This is a genomic window from Mesorhizobium sp. BR115XR7A, from assembly GCF_020165315.1.
Lineage (GTDB): Bacteria > Pseudomonadota > Alphaproteobacteria > Rhizobiales > Rhizobiaceae > Mesorhizobium > Mesorhizobium australicum.
The window spans coordinates 75,941-92,381 of the sequence record NZ_JAIUHW010000020.1 but is presented as its reverse complement, the minus strand read 5'-3'; the positions used below and the strand labels follow the sequence as shown (position 1 = coordinate 92,381).

Below are 16,441 nucleotides of genomic sequence, written 5' to 3'. Positions count from 1 at the left end.
CAATGGCCCGCCCTTCACAACAGTGATCCGGCAAGCATCTGGCTGCGAGAGATATTGCTACAGGAGGCGTCTCGAATGACTTCTCCGGGGGACGCCAAAAGGCGCCCTAAGCAGCCCTAATTTACTCCCGCGTCTCACGCCGGCACTCGCGTCAATAGCCCGTGTCGGAAGAGAGCGATGCTCGCGGCAATTGCGCCTGCGAGGTCGTCCAGCGGGTGGGCTGCGTCGACAAACGGTGCGAATGAGAAGGGCCCCCCATAGCCGCCATCAAGCAGCGCCCGGATCTGGCTGCCATTGTCGGAACCGACTAGGACGCGATCCGGGTAAATCCAGTGGATCGGATCGTTCACGCTTGAAATGTGGACGAGACCGGTCAGCTCGGAGGAGAAGAACGCCTCCCCGGCAAGCGTGTGGTGGAACGTGTCGTGCACGAGGCGGAAGACGGATTGGCCATCAATGGCGGCAATGGCCTTAGCCGCTTCGTTCTTCGATCGAAGCGAGCAGGTCCGGAAGCCCAGCGGCTCGATGAGACCGATCAGACCGCGCGACTGGAGGATCGGCTTGAGCGCCTTCAAGGCGACGCGGAGATCGCCCCGGCGCTCGACATTGGCGGGCCAGGAGCCGCCGTTGACCGGCACCAGCATGAGCGCCGTGGCTCCGCAGGCCGCTGCATAATCGGCGAGCTTGCTCGCCTCGGCCCTGCGGGCGGGCGTCCACTCATTGAAGCGCTGGAGGGCATTGACGGAAATAATCCCAACGCCTGTGTCGGCGGCCGCAGACCGGACGTCCGCCGCCGGCTCGCCGCGTGCCATAGCATTGCTGCCCGGTTGGCCGCGGATCTGGACATCGGTTAGGCCCTGGTCGCGGGCAAAAGCGAAAAGTGCCCTGACGTCAAGTCCGGGCGTCGCCATATAATCGAGTGCAAAGCGGGGCGATGCTTGGCGCATGGCTTGGCTTTCCTTCCATGAAACGGGCGTCATTCTCGGCTGACTGGCTTCTACCGTGCGTTGATTAGCGAGGGCCGATATGATGGGCATGAGCGAGGCGAGGCAGTCGTACTCACGTTTCTCTCACGCTATGTTTTTCTCTCATTTATGAGCCGACGTTCACCCAAACGGCGGTGCCGCGCCTCCTGAGACATGGCTTGAATAGGTGCAATGACCGAACTGGCTCGCAGCCATCCAACTGCTTTCGCAAGGTACCCGCCAACCCTGAAAGATGCCCAATCGATCAGATTCAAAGTCAGGCAGCAGGGTGTTTCGCCAGAGCGAGGCCGACGCCCAGCGCGATCATCGCGCCGCCTGACGCCTCCCTCAGGCGGCGGATCAACCCGGGACGCGCTGCCGCGCCGTCTTGAATGCCGCTGGCCACGACGGCAACCACGATGTCGGCGAGCGTGTTGAGCGCAATGGACACGGAGCCAAGCACCGCGAATTGCAGAGCTACGAGCCCTGCGCTCGGATTCACGAACTGCGGAATGAAGGCGAGGAAGAAGACTGCCGTCTTCGGGTTGAGCGCCTCGACCAGTACCCCTTCACGAAACGCCCGCCGGGGTCCGACTGGACCCACTGCGGCGCCGTCATCGCCGCCAGTCGCTCCCTTGAGGCGGGCGGCTTGAAAGGTGCGAAAGCCGAGCCAGACGAGGTAGACCGCGCCGAACAGCTTTAATGCGGAGAACAGTTCCGAGCTCTCGAGCACGATCGCGGAAACACCTAAGCTTGCGGCGAGGACGTGGATCATGCCCCCCAACCCCGTGCCGAAGCTGGAAGCGATACCTTCCCGACGACCACCGGCGAGCGTGCGCGCGGCAACGTAGAAGATGCCCGGACCGGGGGTGATGGCGAGCACGGAGGCCGCGGCGAGGTACAGGGCGAGTGGGGTCAGTTCTGGCATGATGGTCGATTCCGACGAAGTTCATGATTATTTTGGGATGAGAGCGGCGACGTCGCGGTCAGATGCCCGCTCGCTCGCCGCAAGGCCCGCCGCCACGCCAGCGCGGTCGGCCGCGTTCCGGTTCTGGCTCATTTTGCGCTTGCCCTCCAACCTCGTGATTGGCATGCGCAGGCCGACGATTCCGCGGAGTTGCGCCTGTACAAAATCCGGCGGCGCGTCCGACACGGCCCAAGGCGAGGCGCGCTCGCCCTCGTGGTGGTCGGTCAGCCGATTCACGACGTCCAGCAGTCTTCCCGCATCCTCGAAGAACTCGACCGGGCCATAGGCGTGGACGGCGACGTAATTCCAGGTCGGGACGACCTTCCCGGTTTCCCGCTTGGTCGCATACCATGCCGGCGTCACGTAAGCGTCCGGCCCCATGAAGATGGCCAAGCCGTCGCCCAGCGGCGGAACACGGCACTGGGGATTGGCCTTCGCCAGGTGCCCGTAGATCACGCCGTGCTCGCCCTCGTTCTCGTTAAGGAAGAGGGGCAGTGGCGTTGCGAGCGGCCCTTCCGCCGTGACGGTAACGAAGTTCGCCAGCAGCGCCGCGCGAATGGTCGCGCGCAGGCATTCCTTGTCGTCGTCGCGGAAAGCGGGAGGGATGTACATCGCGAAACTCCTTGCGTTACCAAGTCAGGTATCGGCAAGCTGGCCTGCTGGAAACAGCCAGTCAGAAGCTATTGAGGTAGTCCAGTTGATGAAAGATGGCATCGCGCGCCGGATCAGAGCACCGGAATCCCCGGTGCCGGTCCACGGTATGCGAATTGCTTGCCAAACCTTTTCGACGCAGCCAGCGATCCCGCAGGGTCGCGCTATGTGAGCCTGCGGCAAGCCCAATGAAATCGATCCAACGCGAAGTGAACCATACATTCAAACAATCGTCGAAGAGTGAACCTACCGGCGGTGCTGGGCCATGCCGAGGGCGTGCGCGGGTCCTCATCGTAGCAGCTGACAACAGACGTCTACGCTTAGCCAACTGTCGGAGCCGACCAGTTCGTCCGATGTCAACGAAGTGCTTGTTCGCAGGGCGTAAACGGCCTGTAAGCCTTCATAAGCGAGACCACACAGGTACTGGCTGGGAAAGCAGGTCCATGCGATCTCGCATTTCAGTGATGTTCTGGAAGCGAGCGAATTTCATATCCGCAGGCATCTAATGCAGGAATCAGATTGGACAGCGCCATAACGGTCTGGTTGCGCAGACTGGCTTGAGTGCTCCGTGTCGACTCGTCGGGAGGGCATCCGTCGTGCAAGAGCACGATTGCGCCGGGGCGTACCGAGGCGAGCACTGCATCGACGATCGCGTCGGTGCCGGGGCGCGACCAGTCTCTTGGGTCGATCGACCAATGAAGGGCCGCCAGCCCTGCGATCTCTGAGGCAGTGAGCACTTCTTCGCTCCAGGCGCCGTATGGCGCGCGAATGTAGCGGATCGAGGCCTGCGGGCATGCTAGCATGATGGCCTGGTTCGCCTCAAATACCTCACGTTGCACTTCGCCCAAGCCGCACTTGGACAGGTCCGGATGAGACATCGTGTGGTTGCCTACCTCATGCCCTTCTGCGATCATTCGCTGGATGAGATCCGGATGCTCTGCGGCGTAAGCACCAATGACGAAGAATGTCGCTGGCACCCGATTTTGCGCCAGCACATCGAGTATCTGTGGTGTGAAACATGGATTTGGACCGTCGTCAAACGTCAGATAGACGCTTCGACGCCCGGTGCCGTCAGCGCATTCACTCTGCACCTCCCATCTGTCATCGAGACGTCTCATAGCTGCGAACCCTTGCGGTCAATTGTTGTACCGGTCGGCCATTCGCAATCGGCATAACCCCGATCCTTGAGGTAGGGGCCTACGCTATCGGAGGGAGCTTGTCGCGAAGAGCCGACGCGATGCAGCTTGCCCCGATCACCGATGTACCTGGTCGAAAAGGGGATCGGCTCGCTTGATGTTCGGCGCAGACCACACCAGAAAATGCTCCTCGGAGCCAACGCATGCATCGACAATCTCCTTAGGGCTGCATCCTTGAATTCTTCCTATGGGACGTTCTGTCGAATCGGCAAAATCGATTGTTTCGATGACAAGCATCCACGTTGCGGATAGATGAGACAAAGGCTTGGATCGCGCGCAACCTCACGGCGGCAGCAGCATCAACCTTAGTCAGCCGGCCATGAGCGCGGCCGTCGCCCGGTCGCGCGACTATTTCAACGATGAACTGTTTATGATGAGCGGCCGCGAATGCGTTCTAACCCGCGTGCGGAACCGTCAGCGTCTCAGAGTCGAGCGACGACGTCGCGCAGCATCTCGACGCCTTTTTCGATCTGCCGGATGCTCAGGGCGGAATAGCCCATGACAAGCCCGACGCGGTCGGCTTCGCCTGCTCCCGACTGCCGATGATAAAGCGGCGAAATCGGGTGCAGACCCAGACCCGCGTATTGGGCAGCTTCGACCAACGCCGTTTCACGCGATCGCGGCAGGTCGTTGAACCATATGACGACGTGCAGTCCAGCCTCTGCCCCCTGGACGGCGATCCGACCTTGAAAACTCCGCTTCAGGGCGGTCAGCAATGCCTCCCGGCGCTCGCCGTTGATGCGGCGCACGCGGCGCACATGGCTTTCATAGCCACCGCTCTCGATCAGAGAGGCCAATGACTCCTGCCCCGCCATCGGAGAATGCCGGTCGGCAAGCTGCTTGGCGGTTTCGAAAACCTGCAGGAATTCCGCCGGGACGACGAGATAACCGATCCGCAGCATCGGCGAGAGCGTCTTTGAGATGGTGCCGAGGTAGATGACGGCCCCATGATCCTCGAGGCTATGCAGCGGGGGAACGGGGCTGATATCGTAGCGATATTCGCTGTCGTAGTCGTCCTCGATGACATAGGCGCCCTGCTCCCGCGCCCATTCCAGAAGCTGATGCCGCCGCGGGATCGGCATGACGCCGCCGAGCGGAAACTGATGCGAGGGCGTCACATAGGCCAGCCGGGCCGCGACCCCCGCCAGTTGCTCCGTTTGCATGCCGTGATCGTCAACCTCGACGGGAACGGGCGTGGCACCTGTACTGGCAAAGACCTGGCGCGCCATCCTGTAGCAGGGGTCCTCGATGACGAAGCTGTCCCCGGGGTCGAGCAGCAGGCGCGCGCAGAGATCGAGGCCCTGCTGCGAACCATTGACGATGACGATCTGCTCGGGGTCGCAGCGCACAGTACGGGCGCGCCAGAGATAGCCCTGAAGCGCTTGGCGGAGCCGGCTCGAACCGCACGGATCGTCATAGGCGAGCCGTGCCGGCCGCTGCGCCATCGCCGCGTTCATCGCGCGCTTCCAAACCGATGCGGGGAAATCTGAGGGCGCCAGGACGCCATATCGGAAATCAACCTTCAGCGTGTTCGGCAGGTAATCCGGCCAGCGCGGAGTACCACGCAGCCGTTCGCCATAGCTTGACAAGTGAACCGGGCCGAACCGTTTTGGGGGATTGGCGGTCAGCTCATGTCCCAGGAGTGAGGATGCGACACGAGGGCGCGCGCCTTGACGGATGTCGATGAAACCTTCCGCGGCCAGCTGCTCGTAGGCGACGGTGACGGTCGTTCGCGAGACTCCAAGTTCCTCGGCGAGACCACGGGAGGACGGCAGCTGGCTGCCGGTGCCGTAAACGCCTCTGAGGATCTGCTCGCGAAGCGCTTCGTAGATCTGGCGCGCCCCCATGCCATGCGAGCGGGTTGAAGCACCGGGACCTGGAGACTGGACCATTTCTTTTCCTGCCAACTGGACATTCCATATCAACCAGTTTGCAGCCACTCCTTCCGAAAGCCAAGAGCACGTCTGAAGCCGATGCCCGAGACCGCAATCCAAGACCGGAAAGTGGCACATCTGCGAACGATGCCAAATTCGGCTTCGCTACCCGCGCGATCCATCACCGGCTACGATCCGGCTGGTTTTCCCAATGCCGTTCAACCACGCGCCTTCCTGAACTCGACCCACGATTGAAAGTGTCGCGGCGAATGAGGTCGCAGCCTTGGCGGCGCAATCCTCGGCGACGCGGAACCCCTCCACACGCTGTACGAAACCGCCGTGCGCTACATCACCGGCGCGGCGCTCCCGACTATGTCGGCCTTCCTGGTTCTGCGCGGGCTGAAAAGGACTCTCACGCTTCGCATGGAATGGCACAGCACCACGGCGCTTGCAATCGCGCAGGCGCGCGACGGGCATTCGGCCGTGGGTTGGGTGAGCTCCCCTTCCTCGACTCGCATCCCGATCAGGCGATTGCCCGAAAGCAGATGTCGGGCATCGCCAACGCTAACCGCGCGGGTGGCCTTGACCAACAGATCTCGAGTCCTGAAGAAAGCGCCGGCGAAATCCGCAATGGCGTCATAATTGGAAGGCGAAGGGTCAAGCCGCGCTAAGACATGATCGTCGCCCCACCAACGCATTTGGCCAAAAAGCATCTCAACGACGAATATGCCGGCTTGGCGCGCCGTAGGGCCGCCGCCTTATCCCGCGAGCGGCGCAGCCCGCTCGCACGTCCCGTCCGCTATGCGTAACACCAGGCTGATGCCGGACACATAGGCAGTCACCGAACCGGGTCCGCCGTCGAGAAACGACAAGGACCGGTGTTTCGGCAACTGCTATCTGTCGTCCAGCGATTGGCATCAGTTTTGATCGACGCGAGCAGCTTGCGAGGGACGCATGCGAACGCGGCGCTGCTCCCACAACCGTCGCAGTTCTCCTGTGAGAGCCTCGCGCTGGGCCTGATCCAGCGTAATTGTATCGAGGAGATCCGCGAGCACGGCTTCGCCTTCGATCCGCGTCAGCAGATCGAACAAGTCATGTGAAATACGCACACCGTCACGGCTGGAGTGATCCGTTCGGATTTCGCAGACGGTCTCCTGGCGATCCAGCGCCGTGTGAGCGCGGACCTTATACAGGGATACATAAGGCGGCAATGAAACCGCGAGCGCAGTCCAATCCTCCAGCGTTGTGGCCCGTTTTTTGACGAGGAACGGCCCGACCACAAGTCCATCCAACCCTGTCGTCAGGAACGTGGCAATCGAGTCTGCAACTGAATCCACGATCGGCTCGGCATTGTTGTTAAAGGACGTATTGAGCAGAATTGGGATGCCAGTGCGCTGCTTGAAGGCATTGATGACGTCCCAGTAGGCCGGACTGGCCTTGCGCGATACTGTTTGCAGCCGAGCCGTACCGTCGACGTGCGTGATGGCGCCGAGCAAACCACGCTTGGAGTCGCGCACACGGACCACGAAATTCATGAAGGGAAATTCGCACGCACTGCCTGGGAGGTCGAAAAATTCGCGCGCATCCTCCTCCAGCACTGATGGGGCGAACGGGCGATACCCTTCCCGCTTCTTGACCATGGCGTTGATCCGGTCCTTGTTTGTGGCGGGCCTGGGGTCGGCAAGAATGCTGCGATTTCCGAGCGCGCGCGGCCCGAACTCCGAACGACCTTGCACCCAGCCGATCACGGCGCCACCGGCCATCCACTCGGCTGCCCTATCCGCCACCGCCTCAGTGCGTTCAAACTCCAGGTGCCCCGCCCATGCTTTTAGTTCCTCTTCGACAGCGTGATCGCTCGCGAGATCCGGCCCCCAATAAACCTCCTGCAGTCGCGCACGCGGCGCGGGGCGGCCCAGCTCACCAGACACGATTAATGCAGCGCCCAATGCGCAGCCAGCGTCATGCGACGCGGGCTGCACGAAGATGTCTTCGAAAAGGCCTGAATAGAGCAGCTTGCCGTTCATGGAGCAATTGTGCGCAACGCCGCCGGCCAGGCACAGCCGCGTCATCCCGGTGGCCTCACGATGATGCCGAAGAATGTGAAACACGATGCGTTCGAGCGCTTCCTGTAACGACGCACTCACATCTTTGTGCTGCTGGGTGAATGGCATTCCCTTTTGCCGGACCTGAATGGTGCGAAGCAAAGTCGGACCGATGCGGTCCAGGTGGACGCGATACTCGCCGTTTGCAGACAGTTCATAGAACTGCTCGAAAAGCTCGCGATAGGGAACGGGATCGCCGTAGGGGGCAAGCCCCATTACCTTATATTCATCGAACAAGCCGTAGCCGAGATACCGGATCACCTCGAGATAAAATAGCCCAAGGGAATTGTTCTCTGGGAAAGTCGCGAGTTGCGAAATTTCAGCACCAGATCCTACCGCCACAAGACCCGACTGGAAATCACCAGAGCCATCAATCGCGAAAATCAGACTTTGCTCGAAGCCCGACATTGCAAAAGCACTCACGGCGTGCGCCTGATGATGACTTACGAATGAGATACGCGAAGGGTCGAGCTCGCTACCGAACTCCTGCGCCAACAGCTGCTGCACCAAAAATTTGGCATCCAACGGAATGGAGGCGTTCGGCTCGGAAGCAAGCATGTTTTCGAGCATGGCGTTGCAATAGGTTTCGGTAGCGTAGTACGCCACATGATCGATTTCGCTGAGCTGAACCCCAGCGGCTGAAAGACAGTATTGAACCGAACTGATTGGGAGCTTGTTGGAGTGTTTGATCCGATTGAGGCGCTCCTCTTCTACGGCCGCGATGACCTGTCCGTCTCGGACGAGCACCGCAGCGCCATCGTGCATGAATGTATTCGCAATCTGGAATCGGTTTTCATAGACTTTGTCTAATCCGCCGCTCAATCCTAGACACAGCATCTCGCTCTCCGTTTATCGTACAGGAAGACTGAATTGGCCTGTCTCAAGGCCGTTTGATCAAAAACACAGGCTGCGTTGTCGTTCGCCGCCGCGAACGCCAGTCAGACATCACCAACCTCAAAGAAATTCTCTTACGCCTGGATCAACATGAGATCCTGTGATCGAGGTCCCGGGGCGTTCCATAACGTTGAGAGATTGAGTGGATGCCACGAAGACCCTGGGTTGGATGCCGATTTGCGTTGGCGATGTCGTTTTTATTTGCAGCACGAAGTCCGTAGCGCATTGTTTATCTCACTCTCTTTCGTCAGCGCATTAGTCGGCGGCGCAACAGCGCCATCGAGAGGAAGAATGGCAACAGCGCGTACAGGCCGAGCACACCGACGTGCAGGGCGATGCCGCTGATCGGGTGATCAAGCATAACCGGACGAATGAGGTCGATCGCATGTGACAGCGGCATGCATCGCGCTATCTGCTGAAAGGCGCCAGGCAGCTGGTTCAATGGGAAAACGGCGCCCGACAGGAACAGCATAGGTGTGAGGACAAGCGTCTGGTAAAACACGAAGTAATCGTAGCTGGGCGAAAGTGCGGTGACGATCATCGCGAGGCTCGCAAATACGCACCCTGTCAGAGCAATGATTGGCAGCGCATAGAGGACGGACGGCCAGGCGGCATAGCCCAAGGTTGCGGTGACGATGGTAATAGCCGTACCGGCCATGAAGGCCTTGGTGGCTGCCCACGCCAGTTCACCCAGAACGATGTCGCCGAGGGTAATGTGCGTATACAGCATGGCTTCCCATGTGCGTTGAGAATGCATGCGAGCGAAAGCCGCGTACAATGTTTCCAGGGTAGAGGCGGTCATCGCACTTACCGCGACCATGCCGGCCGCCAAAAAGGCGATATACGACGCACCGTCGACGCGGCCGACCATTATGCCGAGGCCGGTGCCTAGGCCGAAAAGGTAGATCATAGGATCGGCGAGGTTACCGAGAAGCGACACGAGTGCGACTTTCTTCCATGCCAGATAGTTGCGTCGCCATACCGCAACCCAGTTCCACGCATTGGCCGGCAGCGCCGCCGCAAAACCTTCAATCATCGTTCACTCCTCCATCTCGCGCCCGGTCAGCCGCAAGAAAACATCCTCGAGATTGGCTGGACGCAGAAGAAGACGCAGACCTGCTCGCCCCTGCAGTTGCGTGCGCACCTGGTCAGGGTCTGGCGCATAGCAATAAAGGGTTTCGCCGCTGACCTCGATGCGCTGGGAATGTGGCTTGACCAGCGAAAGCAACTCGTGCGGATCGCCACCATAAATCTCCATGACCTGGCATCCGATATGCTCGTCGATCAGCGCCTGCGGGCCGCCTTCGGCGATGTTGCGGCCCTTTTCGAGCACGCACAGCCGATCGCATAATCGCTCAGCCTCTTCCATGAAATGCGTCGTTAGGATAATCGTCTTGCCACGTGCCAACAGGGCGCGCAGCCGCTCCCAGATCAGGTGGCGCGCATGCGGATCGAGGCCGGTGGTCGGCTCGTCCATCACAATGAGCTGGGGGTCGTTGATCAACGCCCGCGCCATTGTCAGGCATCGCTTCATGCCGCCGGACAGTTCCGAGACGCGCGCATCCGCCTTGCGCTCGAGGCGAGCGAACTCGAGAAGCGACGGGATGACCGCTTCGCTCTGACGTGTGCTCATGCCGAAGTAGCGTCCGAACACCAGCAGGTTCTCGCGTACGGTGAATTCCTGGTCAAGATTGTCGAATTGCGGGACCACGCCAATGCCCCTGCGTGCCAGCCGAGCGCGCGCCGGCACCGGGACGCCGAGCACCGTGATCGTGCCCGCGTCAGGGCATGTCATGCCGAGGAGCATACGCGCAATCGTGCTTTTGCCCGCCCCGTTTGGTCCGAGGAGGCCGAAACACTCTCCCGACGCAACGGAGAACGACAGTTCGTCGACAACGATCTTGTTCCCATACGACTTGGTTACGCCGGCAAAATCGACTGCCACGGTCGACAGAGAGTCAGGCACGGAGCTTTTCGCGCTTGTCTGCCCGTGAAACTCCCGTTCGATCGCAGGAGTCTCGAATCGCCGCAAATCCTCTGGGCCCAACTTACGCTTCAACACTTGATGTTTCTGGTCCTGGCTCAAAACTCTTCCACCTGAGATCACGTGACTATTGCTGTTCGCTGTAAGCTGCGTCAGATCCCACCAAGTTCGGCTTTGAACTGGTGCCGCCAGTGTCTGTCACATTGGCCGCAGAGCTGCGCGACAACCAATCGCTGTTGCTCAATGTGCACAGCGCGTATGCTTTCAACGGGAGCAAGAGAAAGATGTTGATGAGTGTGTGGAGCGAGAATCCGAGAAATCGAAGTTGGCGCGCACGAAACGCTGCCACGCTGCAGCGAACTATAGTCATGGCTGCAATCATCAGGCATGCCGTCCAAGGCGCAGTACCTGTCGTTACCAATTGCGCGAGCCCCGCCAGAATCGACAAAGAGAGCAATAATGGGCCAATATTCTGGCCAATCACGTCCAATGTGAGATAAATGTTAAGGCCGCGCAGCAGTTGGAACGCCAGCAACGTGTCACGGAAAGTGCTCCGGGCCCAGCGAAGCTGTTGGCGCAGATAGGGACCCATGCTGTTGGGAACGACTGTTGCCGCGACGGCCTCCGGGACATACTCTGTTCGAAAGCCTGCTTTCAGCATCAGGATCGTAAGGTGGCGGTCCTCGCCGAAGTCGCTCGGCTTCCCTCGAAAGCGCTGCGTCTCGTACTGATCCAGCAACGAAACAAGCGCGGATCGCCGGTACATGGCACACGGACCGCAGCAACACATGACGGCACCGAACCGAGCCTGCGCTGCCCGCTCTTCGTTGCAGGCGAGCCAGTATTCCATGTCGATCAACCGCGTCAGCCAAGTTTCACTGCGATTGCTAGCCGCCAACTGGCCCATGGCGGCGCCGACCGCTTGATCTTGCATCTTTAGCGCAAGCCTGGTGATGACGTCCGGGGCGAGTATCGTGTCCGAATCTACATTCAGCACCAAATCTCCGCACGAGCGGCGAATGGCGGCAATCTGCGCCTTGCGCTTTCCGACATTCTTTGGGAGCGCAATGAAGTTGAACCTCGGGTCGCCCGCGTATTCCTCGTGTACACCTACGAGGGCATCGCGGTTTGCAGAACCGTCATCAACAACATAGACCTGCAGTTTACCGGCGTATTCCTGACTTGCAATGGAAGCCAGGCAGTCCGAGAGGGTGCGAGGCGCCTCGTTGTAGCACGGGATAATGACATCGACGCTCGGCCAAGGCTCACCGCCGGGCGGGTCGCCCGAGGTCGGCGGTACGTTTGTAGGCAGGGTATAAAACACCTGCGCGGTTTTGTAGACGGTCGACAGTAGCGCATAAGAGCAGATGGCAACAGTACTGGCTGTGGCAAACAGGGTCATGAGATGTCAGATTTTTCTGTGAATTTGAGGAAGCGAGCGGATACCAGATCCGCGGTCATAGCTCTGGACCGTTCCGATCGATCAAAGTGCCGGCCGGCCACTCGCTCATCGAGCGTCCAATTGGGAGCACCATGAGGAGTACGTCGTCGTCGACTCGCGTCGTGGAAGGCAGATCGGAGTACACGTCCGGGAGGGTTGAACGCACGCGAACGCCCGTCAGAATGTTCGCCAAGCCTTTGCGGCAGAACCTCGAAACATGGTTCCGGAGCGCCTGCCGAACCGTGCCGAAAGCGAATGGAACGCCAAGCTGCTGCAGCACTGGATACATGACGCTAATCGAATGGGCGATTCCCAGCCCCTCAAGATCCGGACGCACCCCGTATAGACCGAGTTCAGCGACCAGCAGATCAACGTCGCCAACTTTGATGTATCGGCGCAGCACGCCCATGTGAGCCGCTACCCCGTGCACATCATAGCCGATTGCGCGGAGTTCCGGCCTTGCACCGGCCCAACTTCGACCGCCTTCGAATTGCTTTCCATTGAAGGCTCCGGTCGGCTCATAGGTCTTCCGGAAGAACTCAGAGAGTTCGAGGTGATCGGGAAGCTGCAACTCATTTTCCCAGCATAACCTCCACTGCACGTCAGGGCGCATGCGAAGACTTCCTCTTTTTCGGGTTCTTTTGTGCACCTCACGCGGTAGAGCAATGGCGGTGCATGTCATGGGTCTATGAACGACCCTCCCGGATTGGTAAAATTGATTGTTTAGATCGCGAGCATCCACGCTATGGATATTAAAACCATGCCTTTCAAAGGCCCTGATCTGAACCTTCTGGTCGTGCTCGATTGGCCCGATAAGCGGCGGCACCGATGGCAGCTGTCGGTGACACAACCTGATTCAAGAGCGGCCGCCAGCGCGTGGCTGCGCCCGTGCCGAAGCAGCGATCAAGTGGAGGACGGCCCGACTGTTAGGCGTCAGCAAACGCGGCGACCGTTGGCGCACGCGATGATGCATGGCGATCGCGCAGCTCTGGATCGCCGGCGGCAAACAGGTTCCGCGAAGCTCTATCGCGCTCGCCAACAGGAATCGTCTGGTCAATGCTTTCGAGTGTTGCCGGTCAACCGGACTGTCGGTGAAAGCACCTGGAGAGCGGGAAGGAGCGCGCCCGGATGGCGCTACTTCGAACGAATTGTTTGAGGTTTTGGCCGACTGGAACACACAGCTTGAGCACCTGAGGCCTGAAGTGCGCAAAGGAGCTGGCCCCTAAGTCTTCATTCCGTGCGAGGGATCAAAGATCGCCGCACACAGAAAGGCAGCCTAAGGAGCGTCAGCACTTGCGCCGGCCGAAGGGCCGGGACGCGGGACTGACTGCAACGACGAGATCGGTTAAAAGGGCAGCCGTAGGAGTGTCAGCATAGCGCCGCATAAGGCGGGACACGGGACCGACGGCCCCCGACGAGGAGTGCCGCTTTCCCGGCTAGGGATCACCTTTGAGGTTCGGTGGCGGCAGCCGTAGAGCCCGTCCCGCATAGGGAGCCATGCAAAATAAGGACTTCGCTTCATCTGGGTATCTATGGGTCATTTATTGGGTAAAGCCGTTACGCAAAATGGCAGAGGTGGGGGAACGGTCACCCCGCCGCTTCCGAACCTGATGTCTGGACCGGAAAGGCTTCGGCCGACGTCTGGGGCCGTTGAGGTGGAAGCGGGCGAAAACCCCTCGAGGCTCGCGGCGCAGAACATCGAGCCGCATGAAGAAGCCGGATGTAGTCAGCAGTTGTTACCATCAACTGGATCCAGCTACTTGTTGCAATTGGGCGCTCTATACGTCCGCATATTGGGTCAGCTTGACACCACAGAAGCCCACACAGTTTCCAAGTGTTTTATCAGGAAGCGGAAATCGGCTTTCGGAAGAGAGCCAGCAGGCAGTCTTCATTGATCGACGCGCCCCGGCACTCGATGCACTCGATCTCGGTCAACGATTCGTTCAGCATGGCGATGGTGGTCTCTGCACCAGCAGCGTGCCCCCAGCGTTGGCAATTGGCGTCACGTGCCGATCCGAAAACCAGCTGCCCGCCTGGCGCAAGCAGACTTACCAGGTTGCGGACTGCCGCGCGGATCTGATCGAGGTCTCCGACGTAGTAAAGAACCTCCGCAACGACGATCAGGTCGAACAGCTCATCACTCGAAAACTGTTGAACATCGGAAATTATCCAGCTGATGTGCGGCGTCTCCTTCATGCGTAAACGTGCTCGCGTAATCGCTGGCTCGACGACATCGATCACAGTGAGCCGCTGGCAAATGGGGGCTAGCCGCTCCGTAAAAGCGCCGGCAGCGCAGCCGACTTCGAGCGCATTTGCGACTCGACCTTGCGCAAGTGACAACCGGAGAATTTGGGTGTGGCGCTCCCGCTCGAACGGGTTGCCATCAAGCCGCCATGGGTCGTCTGCGGCCATTTCTCGATTCAGCAGTTCATGATCGATTTTATGGGTCAAATTCGCACCTAGCTAAGGCAGCAATCACCGGCGCTGCAAATGCCGTCTGACGTCGGTAGGGTCGGGGCACGCTCATTCCGAGAAGCGGGGTCCTTCGTGAGACCCGATGTCAAAACACGAGTCCGCTTGACGCGCGACATAGACCCCGATGAGGAAGAACGTCCCGGCAGCAATTTCCACTGCCTTCGGGTCGTTGCATTCTGTTGCTCCTTAAGGCCCAGGTGGTTGGTGCTCAGGCTTTTTCGTCGGGCGTACTGCGGGCCGAGGCACTTGATTTCGGTCACGCTCCTAATAGGGTCCGCAGGATTGGCAAAATTGATTGTTTGGATGACAACCATCCACGCGCTGAACACATCGAAGGCGGGATTGGACGTGGCTGGGTCCACTTCTGTGTGGCGCCGGCCGACAAACGCTTTGCGGCGGTCGGGAATTCTGCACACACACGGCGATTGACACGCTGACGATCTGCGATGGAAGAGGCTCGCGGCATTCAGCGGCCGCGTCTTCATCAAGCATGATCCCGCGCAGCCGCGACCGCTCACATCGAACCAAACTCGCCAGACGCCAGCACGCTGACGATGATCCTATGACGACTGCGGTTCACCGCCTCAGCATGGCCGCAATGCCATGACGGACAAAGGGAAGATGTTGGCCGAGGCGCAGTCCTACATGCCTTGCAAGCCGTGCCGCCGGATGCTCGCTTAAGTAGAGTCCGACGAGGATATTCGTAGCATGGTAGAGCGGCGCCGCCGACAGGCGCAGTCGGCTTTCATATCTGTGGAGCATGTCGGGGTCGGCAATGTCGCGACGGTCGCGCCATGCGGTCTCTATACCGCGGGCGAGCTGCTTCTGGCCGCCGAGGCCGATGTTGAAGCCATGCGCGGTCACCGGGTGCATGCCAATGGCCGCGTCGCCGATCAATGCGGCGCTCGGCGCCCGGAACCTGTGCGCCCAGGTCGTGACCAGCGGATAGATGTAGCGTTGGCTTGCCAGGCTCATGTTGCCGAGGCGCCCTCGACAGCGCTTTGTCAACTCCCTCAGGAACAACTCGTCGTCGAGGGCAAGCAGTCCGTCGGCCTCGTTTGAGGGCAAAGTTAGAAGCAGCGACGACACGCCTGGCGCGAGAGGCAACATCGCCACCGTCTGATGGTGATCGAACCATTCGATCGCGATCTGGTGGTGGGGGCGCTCGTGCCTCACCCGGCAAATCAGCATCGAGTTGCCAAGCCGATTGATATCGGCGCCGATGCCGAGCAGATTGCGGGTGGCGGAAAAACGCGAATCGGCTGCAACGAGAAGCCGAGCGCTCAGCTGCCTGCCAGTGGAGAGCGTTATCATTGCTCCTTGACGGCTGTTTGTTGCACGCACGACCGAGTGGCCGCACAGCAGCCGGGCATGGCCCTGCAAGCGGATGATCTTGAACAGGGCATCGCGGATCTGGCAATTCGGGACCAGAACGCCCAGCGGTTCCGCGGATCCGCCGGGGGAATCGAAACACAACGCAAACGGGCTCGATCCGTTGAGGACGCGTGCGCCTTGAAGCGGTGACTTGTCCGAAGCGGAGATAACATCCCAGGCGCCGAGCTCGCGAAGGATTCCAATCGAGGCGTGGGTGAGCGCGATCTCGCGGCCGTCGAAAGCCGGACTTGCCAGTCTTTCCAGGGATTGCCCTTCGACAACCGCCAGTTTGAGCTGGCTATGAGCAAGCGATGCGGCGAAGGAAAGTCCGACCGGCCCGGCGCCCACGACAATGATGTCGAAGCTGTCGTCACGGCCGGCCATCAGCGTGCCGCCAGCGCGTCGGTTCTCTTGGTGATATGTTGGGGGAGTCGAGCCGCATGTCGTGCATTGATTGCGCTGTGATCTATTGCCCGCATCGCCTCAAGCGCGTTTCTCACGTCGGTTCCTGGCTGGTG

At 60.1% G+C, this 16,441-nt stretch carries 14 protein-coding genes and 2 pseudogenes; 4 read left to right on the top strand and 12 right to left on the bottom strand.

The features are described 5' to 3' along the window. A pseudogene (locus LB557_RS29875) lies at positions 1 to 120 on the top strand (LysR family transcriptional regulator); the annotation flags it as partial. A 14-nt stretch (positions 121 to 134) separates the two neighbouring features. Here the strand turns inward: LB557_RS29875 and LB557_RS29870 are convergent. The 4 genes from LB557_RS29870 to nodB form a co-directional block, all read right to left on the bottom strand. Beyond that, positions 135 to 980, bottom strand: a complete 846-nt coding sequence (locus LB557_RS29870; protein WP_032925919.1) for a TIM barrel protein — start codon at positions 978 to 980, stop codon at positions 135 to 137. Positions 981 to 1,242: 262 nt separating this feature from the next. Next, positions 1,243 to 1,893 carry a LysE family translocator gene (locus LB557_RS29865; RefSeq protein ID WP_027033372.1) on the bottom strand — a complete coding sequence of 217 codons (651 nt, stop codon included), beginning with the start codon at positions 1,891 to 1,893 and terminating at the stop codon, positions 1,243 to 1,245. Positions 1,894 to 1,920: 27 nt separating this feature from the next. Beyond that, a complete protein-coding gene (locus LB557_RS29860) occupies positions 1,921 to 2,544 on the bottom strand; it encodes an FMN-binding negative transcriptional regulator (RefSeq protein WP_027033371.1) in 624 nt (207 codons plus the stop codon). A 497-nt stretch (positions 2,545 to 3,041) separates the two neighbouring features. Further along, positions 3,042 to 3,701, bottom strand: coding sequence for a chitooligosaccharide deacetylase NodB (nodB, locus tag LB557_RS29855; protein ID WP_027033370.1), 660 nt, complete (start codon positions 3,699 to 3,701; stop codon positions 3,042 to 3,044). Between the two features lie 373 nt (positions 3,702 to 4,074). Here nodB and LB557_RS29850 point away from each other — a divergent pair. After that, a pseudogene (locus tag LB557_RS29850) lies at positions 4,075 to 4,179 on the top strand (LysR family transcriptional regulator); the annotation flags it as partial. Positions 4,180 to 4,201: 22 nt separating this feature from the next. Here LB557_RS29850 and LB557_RS29845 read toward each other — a convergent pair. After that, positions 4,202 to 5,671 (bottom strand): PLP-dependent aminotransferase family protein, encoded by a 1,470-nt coding sequence (locus LB557_RS29845; protein ID WP_010913827.1) that lies wholly within the window; start codon positions 5,669 to 5,671, stop codon positions 4,202 to 4,204. Between the two features lie 321 nt (positions 5,672 to 5,992). On the opposite strand from LB557_RS29845, the gene LB557_RS29840 reads away from it, so the two are divergent. Beyond that, positions 5,993 to 6,295, top strand: coding sequence for a PLP-dependent transferase (locus LB557_RS29840; protein WP_244966435.1), 303 nt, complete (start codon positions 5,993 to 5,995; stop codon positions 6,293 to 6,295). 275 nt (positions 6,296 to 6,570) lie between these two features. On the opposite strand, the gene LB557_RS29835 is transcribed toward LB557_RS29840, so the two are convergent. From LB557_RS29835 to LB557_RS29815, 5 genes are all read right to left on the bottom strand, one after another. Next, positions 6,571 to 8,592: a carbamoyltransferase gene (locus LB557_RS29835; RefSeq protein ID WP_027033368.1), complete on the bottom strand. Its 2,022-nt coding sequence runs from the start codon at positions 8,590 to 8,592 to the stop codon at positions 6,571 to 6,573. A 304-nt stretch (positions 8,593 to 8,896) separates the two neighbouring features. Continuing rightward, positions 8,897 to 9,685 (bottom strand): ABC transporter permease, encoded by a 789-nt coding sequence (locus tag LB557_RS29830; RefSeq protein ID WP_027033367.1) that lies wholly within the window; start codon positions 9,683 to 9,685, stop codon positions 8,897 to 8,899. 3 nt (positions 9,686 to 9,688) lie between these two features. Beyond that, positions 9,689 to 10,711, bottom strand: a complete 1,023-nt coding sequence (nodI, locus tag LB557_RS29825) for a nodulation factor ABC transporter ATP-binding protein NodI (protein WP_080680526.1) — start codon at positions 10,709 to 10,711, stop codon at positions 9,689 to 9,691. A 49-nt stretch (positions 10,712 to 10,760) separates the two neighbouring features. Next, positions 10,761 to 12,035, bottom strand: a complete 1,275-nt coding sequence (gene nodC, locus LB557_RS29820) for a chitooligosaccharide synthase NodC (protein WP_027033365.1) — start codon at positions 12,033 to 12,035, stop codon at positions 10,761 to 10,763. 55 nt (positions 12,036 to 12,090) lie between these two features. Further along, on the bottom strand, positions 12,091 to 12,687 hold the full coding sequence (locus LB557_RS29815; RefSeq protein WP_027033364.1) for a NodA family N-acyltransferase: 597 nt from the start codon (positions 12,685 to 12,687) through the stop codon (positions 12,091 to 12,093). A 358-nt stretch (positions 12,688 to 13,045) separates the two neighbouring features. Between LB557_RS29815 and LB557_RS29810 the strand changes: the two genes are divergently transcribed. Continuing rightward, a complete protein-coding gene (locus tag LB557_RS29810; protein ID WP_152536315.1) occupies positions 13,046 to 13,300 on the top strand; it encodes a hypothetical protein in 255 nt (84 codons plus the stop codon). Positions 13,301 to 13,916: 616 nt separating this feature from the next. On the opposite strand, the gene nodS is transcribed toward LB557_RS29810, so the two are convergent. Together nodS and ubiM are read right to left on the bottom strand one after the other, a co-directional pair. After that, positions 13,917 to 14,525: a nodulation methyltransferase NodS gene (gene nodS, locus LB557_RS29805; RefSeq protein ID WP_032925915.1), complete on the bottom strand. Its 609-nt coding sequence runs from the start codon at positions 14,523 to 14,525 to the stop codon at positions 13,917 to 13,919. A gap of 600 nt (positions 14,526 to 15,125) precedes the next feature. Next, positions 15,126 to 16,307 carry a 5-demethoxyubiquinol-8 5-hydroxylase UbiM gene (gene ubiM / locus LB557_RS29800; RefSeq protein WP_027033362.1) on the bottom strand — a complete coding sequence of 394 codons (1,182 nt, stop codon included), beginning with the start codon at positions 16,305 to 16,307 and terminating at the stop codon, positions 15,126 to 15,128. Between the last annotated feature and the right edge of the window lie 134 nt (positions 16,308 to 16,441).

What these genes read in the sequence shown, in the direction of transcription:
- LB557_RS29870 (WP_032925919.1), bottom strand. Translation starts at nt 980, where the DNA reads ATGACGCCCGTTTCATGGAAGGAAAGCCAAGCCATGCGCCAAGCATCG.
- LB557_RS29865 (WP_027033372.1), bottom strand. Translation starts at nt 1,893, where the DNA reads ATGCCAGAACTGACCCCACTCGCCCTGTACCTCGCCGCGGCCTCCGTG.
- LB557_RS29860 (WP_027033371.1), bottom strand. Translation starts at nt 2,544, where the DNA reads ATGTACATCCCTCCCGCTTTCCGCGACGACGACAAGGAATGCCTGCGC.
- nodB (WP_027033370.1), bottom strand. Translation starts at nt 3,701, where the DNA reads ATGAGACGTCTCGATGACAGATGGGAGGTGCAGAGTGAATGCGCTGAC.
- LB557_RS29845 (WP_010913827.1), bottom strand. Translation starts at nt 5,671, where the DNA reads ATGGTCCAGTCTCCAGGTCCCGGTGCTTCAACCCGCTCGCATGGCATG.
- LB557_RS29835 (WP_027033368.1), bottom strand. Translation starts at nt 8,592, where the DNA reads ATGCTGTGTCTAGGATTGAGCGGCGGATTAGACAAAGTCTATGAAAAC.
- LB557_RS29830 (WP_027033367.1), bottom strand. Translation starts at nt 9,685, where the DNA reads ATGATTGAAGGTTTTGCGGCGGCGCTGCCGGCCAATGCGTGGAACTGG.
- nodC (WP_027033365.1), bottom strand. Translation starts at nt 12,035, where the DNA reads ATGACCCTGTTTGCCACAGCCAGTACTGTTGCCATCTGCTCTTATGCG.
- LB557_RS29815 (WP_027033364.1), bottom strand. Translation starts at nt 12,687, where the DNA reads ATGCGCCCTGACGTGCAGTGGAGGTTATGCTGGGAAAATGAGTTGCAG.
- LB557_RS29810 (WP_152536315.1), top strand. Translation starts at nt 13,046, where the DNA reads ATGGCGATCGCGCAGCTCTGGATCGCCGGCGGCAAACAGGTTCCGCGA.
- ubiM (WP_027033362.1), bottom strand. Translation starts at nt 16,307, where the DNA reads ATGGCCGGCCGTGACGACAGCTTCGACATCATTGTCGTGGGCGCCGGG.